We start from the raw sequence: 5,919 nt of genomic DNA on the forward strand, positions 1-5,919 counted from the left end.
CAAACGTCCGGCTCATCGCTTCCCTCCATCAATTATTCTCGAGATGCTCGCCGCACCGGCGGGTCCACCTTCCAAAACGCCGGGCGATCGGGTACGGACCCGGCAACCCTGTGTGGCGCGACGCAGGCAACCTAACGGCTCGCGCATGTTTCCCGAATGACCGCAAGCACAACCAAGACTCCGCTCGATCGCGCCTTCGCGCTGCTGCACTTCCTCGCCGAGCGGCGCGGCAAGGGTGCGCGCATCCCGGAAATCTGCAGCCATCTCGAGATCCATCGCGTCAGCGCGCATCGGCTCATCAAGACGATGAACGAACTGGGCTACGTCTCGCAGGCGTCGGATCTGTCCTATCATCTTGGCTTCGAAGCCTGGGCGCTGGGGCTGAGCAGCACGCCCCGCTTCATCCCCGAAGCGGTGCAGCGCGTGATGAAGCAGGTCAGCGCCCGGACCGAGGAAGACGTCTATCTGATGCGCAAGGCCGGCGCCGACGGCATCTGCATCGCGCGCCTGGAGGGGCTTTATCCGATCCGCTCGATGGTGCTTCAGGTCGGCACCCGCCGGCCGCTCGGCATCGGCGCAACGAGTTGCGCGATCCTTGCCCAGATGCCGGAGGCGGAAGCCGGCGCGCTGATCGAGGCCAATGCGCCGGCCTATGCCCGCTACAGGCAGACCGCCGCCGAGGTCGAAGCCATCGTTGCCGCTGCGCGAACGCACGGCTATGCGTTTTCCAAGGGTCCGGTCATCCCGGAATCGCAAACGCTCGCCGTGCCGTTGCCCCCGCTCGATGGCGCCGCCGCGCCGATGTCCATGAGCATCGTGGCCTTCGATTCCCGACTGCCCGAATCGCGACGAAACGAATTGATCGAAATCCTGCGCAGTGAAGCGGGCACGCTGGCGAAGAGCTGAGCCGTCCGACGCGGGCGACAGGCCCACCGGCAGCGTCACGCGATGGTGGGACGCGGCGCTCACGTCGTCCCCACACCGGCCGCAACCGGAGTTTCCGCCTCGCCGCTCGCACCGCTTGCGATCGACAGGAATTCGTCGCGGTCGATGACCTTGTCGCGGACTTTGCCCTTCGCCTGACCGCGCTCAAGCTCGACACGGTCGATGGCTTGCCAATGCGCGAAGCTCGTCGCCCGCACGCCGCGTTCGCGCAGCAAAGCCGAGGCGCGCTCACGCCCGCCTGCGCCTTCCTGCCGCGGCAGATCGTCGGCGAGAAGGCTTGCCACCGTCTCGATGCTATCGACCCGGTTGGTGCCGATGATGCCGGTCGGGCCGCGCTTGATCCAGCCGGTGACATAAAGGCGCGGAACGACGGCGCCATCGGCATCGCGGACGCGGCCGGCGACGTTCGGAACGATCTTGGCGCGGCCGTCGAACGGCAGGCCGGGCATCGGCAGCCCGGCGTAGCCGATGCTGCGGAACACCACGTCGGCCGCAATCGCGCGATAAGTCCCCGTTCCCTCGGCCCGCTGCTGAAACGCAGGGCCCGACAACCGGGTCCGTTCCACCACGAAGCTTTCGACACGCCCCTCGCCCTCCAGCCGGTGCGGAGCCGCGAAAAAGCAGAACCGGATTTCACGCGGGTTCGACCGCGGCTTTGCCGCGAAGCCGCGCAGGACTTCGATGTTCTTCGCCGCGGTCGCGGACTGCGGCGCGGCCATCTCCGCCGCGCTGGTGCCGTCGAGCGCGAGATCGGCCGGGTCGAGCGTCACGTCCCAACCCGGCAAAGTGCCAAGCTCGCGCAGCTCCTTGGTGGTGAACTTCATCTGCGCCGGGCCGCGCCGGCCGACGATGGTGATCGTCTTCAGGCGCGAGCGCGCAAGCGTCGTCAACGCATGCTCGGCGATATCGGTCTTGCGGAGCTCATCTGCGGTTTTCGCCAGGATGCGGCAAACGTCGATGGCGACATTGCCCTGCCCGACGATCACGGCGTGCTCGCCCGACAAATCGAAACAACGATCCCGATAATCGGGATGGCCGTTGTACCAGCCGACGAAATCCACCGCGGCATGCGAGCCAGCAAGGTCTTCGCCCGGCACGTTCATCGCGCGGTCCACGCCGGCGCCGGAGGCGATCACCACCGCATCGTAAAGTCTGCCCAGTTCCGCGACCGACACGTCGCGGCCAACCGTGACGTTGCCGAAAAAACCGACGCGCGGATCGAGCGCGAACCTGGTGAAAACGCGGGTGACCTCCTTCAGCTTCTGATGATCGGGCGCAACGCCATAACGGACCAGCCCGAACGGCACCGGGATGCGGTCGTAGACATCGACCTCGACATCACGCCCCGATTGCAGCAGCGCCTCGACGGCATAGTAACCGCTCGGCCCGCTGCCGACGATGGCGACCCTCAGTGGGCTTGCGTGCGGCGTCACGACGGCGTCCGCCGGCCCTAGAAGCCGAGTTCGGCCCGCCGCGCTTCCGCTGTCGGAAGCGGTTGCTGCTTGGCGGAAATTACCGGGAGGTCTTTCGCGCGCTCGGCATTGATTTCACGCCAATGCTCCTGCTCGGGCGTCAGATGGAATTCCTCCCTGATGGCCTGCACTGGACAGGCCGGAATGCAGGCGTTGCAATCGATGCACACCTCGGGATCGATGTAGAGGCGCTCACCGTCACCGTGAAAACATTGCACCGGGCAGGTCACCGCGCAGTCGGTAAAGCGGCATTGGCTGCAATTCTCGGTAACGACGTGCGTCATGATCGCCTCAAAAGCTCATGTCCGTGGTTCCGGATGCCTGCCATCGCGACCCGGCACCCGGCCTTTCCCTTCCGGATGGACAGGAGTGACTGCTCCGGTGGTGGGCATCGCCCCGCCGCGTCTTTCTCACCAGCCAGCCCTGCCCTCCAACGGCGCGGCATGCCCCACCACCGCGGTGCGCCAATCTCAGTCCTACCCATTATTGTATCATTATAAGATACAATATATTTTCTTTGTATCGTAATTCGTGAATCTGACAGCGGCAACAGGAAAAACCGCCTCCATCCCCTTCACCGCAACGGATCGAAGGGCATCGCTTTTGGGTGGCGCTTCGCTCGGGCAACGGGCGTGCAAACGTGCGTCGCAACGAACAGCCGGTTTATCCAGCGCCTTTCACCCGCAACACCTGTCCACACACGCCGTCTCTGCACTTGGCTGCGGATTTGAATCGCGGACTTGCACACACTCGGATTGCCGCCTTTTGCGCTCCTGCCCTATACACGGCAGGCTGAAAATTCCGGCAGCAGCGCCGCGCTGTGGTCGCCATGCTTCGCCTTGCCGGCCTGTCGCCGCCGAGAAATCTAAATTCGAGCGCCCTTCATGCTGTCCGACCAGCAAGCCACGCCAGCCATCATGAAAACATCGCCGCTGCATCGCGTGTTTTCGTTGCTGCGCTTCCTTGCCGACAACAACACGAAAGGCGCGCGCATTCCCGAAATCTGCGCCCACCTCGGCATCCACCGCGTGAGCGCCCATCGGCTGCTGAGGACGCTGGTCGCATCGGGGCATGTCGAGCAGGCCCCCGACCTCTCCTACCGGCTTGGCTTCGAGGCCTGGGCGCTGGGCCTCAACTATACGCAACTGTTCGTGCCGCCGGTGATCGCCGAAGCGCTCAAGCGTGTGTCCGAAACGAGCGAAGAATCCGTGTTCCTGATGCGCCGCGCGGGAACCGAGGGCGTTTGCATCGCCGCGCACGACGGCTCCTATCCGTTGCGCGCCTTTGTCATGCGCATCGGAACGCGCCGCCCGCTCGGCGTCGGCGGCACCAGCACGGCGCTGCTGGCGCAGATGCCCGAAGACGAGGCCAACAGGATCATCGAGGCCAACGCCAAGGAATACGCCGCCTATGGCCTCAAGGAACGCGACATCCAACTGCTGGTGAGTGAAGGCCGCGCGCAAGGATACGTTTTCACCAAGGGCTACCTCGCCCAGGAACTGCGAACGGTGGCCGTCGCCATCCCGCGCTTGTCGGCCACGGCCGCGCAGATGTCGCTCGGCATCGTCGCGCTGGAATCCCGTCTGCGCGAACCACGACGCGGCGAATTGCTCCGCGCGCTGCAAACCGCGGCCGCGACCTTGCAGGACGTGATCTACTAGAGTCCTTCACCGTTTGATGGAAACGGTGAAGGACTCTAGGTCGTTGTTTAAACGCGTTTTCTTCACGCGAACCGGTATCCACTTCGCTCGAAAACGCTCTAGCTTCGCACGAAGGGGCTTGCCTCCGCGCGCCGGCGTTCAGGCTCGCGGCGGACGCCGCCGTTCCTGGAACCAGGGACGGTACTTCGTCATCTTGGCGCGTTGCGCAGCCGGCGCATGCCGGCGGCAGGTCGAGGCTTCCTCGCTCTTATCGGGCGCGCCCCAGCGCAACTCCACGCAATCGTTGACGTTGTAGGCCATCTCCAGCGCCGTCGCGCGGTCGAGCACATCCTTGAGCGTGAGCGTCCAGGACGAGCCGTCGCTACGCATGTACGAGAATTTCCGCCCCGCGACTTCCGAGGCCAACACACGCTGCAAATCCGCCTTCACGTCGGCGGCGCTTTTGCCCTGCGGCATCGCATATCGTTCGGGCCGGCGTTCGACGCGCTCGGGGAAATTGCGAACCACGTCGATGGCGATCAGCAAGCGCAGGTCGCGCGCAGGCGTGGCGAAGTCCTCCCACGCACCCGTCGTCTCGAAGATCGCCGCGCCATCGGGCATGCTGGCCTCGCCGCGCCCGCTGTTCTGGTACTTGCGTCCATTCTCGACGGACGTCACGCGCGCCTTCACCTGCTCGTCGAGAGAGGTGATTGCCTCTTTCATCGCGCGCAGCGGATCGAGCGGCGCGGGCGACATGACATCGTCCATGCGGTCGTAAAACGCTTCGACCCCGAGTTTCGTCTGCTCCATCGAGAAATCGCCATACTCCGGATTCTTGGCGATCTCGCTGTTGGTCATCCGGCGCAGCGTGCCGTTCTTTTCGCGCACGATCGGCCGGAAGCGCTTGAAGCCTGGACTGCCGAGCTTGGGATCCTGGGCGAACAGGAAGTTGCCGCGCCAGAACCGCTTGCGCGCAACCGTGCCGTCGGGCTGCGCATCGACGGCGAAGAATACGCCGGCGGCATCCGCCGTCTGCGAGATACGTTTCGCCAGAACCAGGACGTGGCCGAACGGATCGACGTAGACCGTTCCCGGCCGCAACGTGTCCTGCGTCAGCGGCACCGGATAATAATCGGTGTTGTCGTCGCCGTCGGGCGCGCGCGCGGATGCGGAATGAACGGTGTCGGCGGCGGCCCGCAGCGCCTGCCCGAACGAGGCGACGAGCCCAGCCCGTTTCGGCGCGGGAGCCGGTGCCGGCCCATTCGCGCTTGGGTTTTGTTCGGATGCCTCGGCCGGCTTCGCGGCCTGCAGCCTCTGGATGTTGAGCCATTGGTAGCATTTCGGCGGATGGCCGCCGCCGCCACGCGAGCAGTTCGAGTAACCGAACGGCAGGCCCATCTTGAAGGCGAAATAGGCGCGCAGGAAATACGGAAGGTCGGCGCAGTCGGGCCGGATGACGAGGCCGGACTCGTCCTCACGCAGCCCTAGGTGGTTGAACAGCATGTTGCGCGACTTGTCGCGCAGCACCTCATGGAGCGCCCGCCACGACGGCGCGGCATCCAGCGGCGCGTCGAACAGCTTTTCGATCCAAGCCGAATAGAGATTTTCCGTCTCGCGATTCCAGGTGTTGCGCAGCGGCCAGGCGATTCCCGCTACCGCTCCGGGAGACGGCGGCGCCTTGTCGCGCACGGCGACCTCGCGCGTAAGGATGCCGCATTCGCCGCTCGCGCGATCGCGCGTCAGCCTCACCTGCCATGTCCCCGCGGCCGGCGCAGTAACCTCGGCGAACCAGAAGTACGGCGGCCCACCGTGCCGCTGGCGCGACCGCGCCGCGACGCTGCCGTCGGGCGCGACCAGAGACA

At 65.3% G+C, this 5,919-nt stretch carries 5 protein-coding genes; 2 read left to right on the forward strand and 3 right to left on the reverse strand.

The window, feature by feature from the left end:
* Positions 1 to 156: 156 nt before the first annotated feature.
* Positions 157 to 906 (forward strand): IclR family transcriptional regulator, encoded by a 750-nt coding sequence (locus tag VN004_RS19105; protein ID WP_325613479.1) that lies wholly within the window; start codon positions 157 to 159, stop codon positions 904 to 906.
* 59 nt (positions 907 to 965) lie between these two features.
* Here VN004_RS19105 and VN004_RS19110 read toward each other — a convergent pair whose 3' ends face one another.
* Positions 966 to 2,378 carry an FAD-dependent oxidoreductase gene (locus tag VN004_RS19110; protein ID WP_325613481.1) on the reverse strand — a complete coding sequence of 471 codons (1,413 nt, stop codon included), beginning with the start codon at positions 2,376 to 2,378 and terminating at the stop codon, positions 966 to 968.
* A 17-nt stretch (positions 2,379 to 2,395) separates the two neighbouring features.
* On the reverse strand, positions 2,396 to 2,701 hold the full coding sequence (locus tag VN004_RS19115) for a ferredoxin family protein (protein ID WP_325613483.1): 306 nt from the start codon (positions 2,699 to 2,701) through the stop codon (positions 2,396 to 2,398).
* Between the two features lie 633 nt (positions 2,702 to 3,334).
* On the opposite strand from VN004_RS19115, the gene VN004_RS19120 reads away from it, so the two are divergent.
* Positions 3,335 to 4,078, forward strand: a complete 744-nt coding sequence (locus VN004_RS19120; RefSeq protein ID WP_325613487.1) for an IclR family transcriptional regulator — start codon at positions 3,335 to 3,337, stop codon at positions 4,076 to 4,078.
* A 138-nt stretch (positions 4,079 to 4,216) separates the two neighbouring features.
* On the opposite strand, the gene VN004_RS19125 is transcribed toward VN004_RS19120, so the two are convergent.
* A partial coding sequence (locus VN004_RS19125) for a hypothetical protein (RefSeq protein ID WP_325613491.1) occupies positions 4,217 to 5,919 on the reverse strand: 1,703 nt, incomplete at its 5' end.

Origin of the sequence: Pseudorhodoplanes sp., from assembly GCF_035565855.1 — a bacterium.
GTDB lineage: Bacteria > Pseudomonadota > Alphaproteobacteria > Rhizobiales > Xanthobacteraceae > Pseudorhodoplanes.

Excerpts from the sequence above, each read along its gene's own strand:
- VN004_RS19105 (WP_325613479.1), top strand. The coding sequence starts at position 157 with ATGACCGCAAGCACAACCAAGACTCCGCTCGATCGCGCCTTCGCGCTG.
- VN004_RS19115 (WP_325613483.1), bottom strand. The coding sequence starts at position 2,701 with ATGACGCACGTCGTTACCGAGAATTGCAGCCAATGCCGCTTTACCGAC.
- VN004_RS19120 (WP_325613487.1), top strand. The coding sequence starts at position 3,335 with ATGAAAACATCGCCGCTGCATCGCGTGTTTTCGTTGCTGCGCTTCCTT.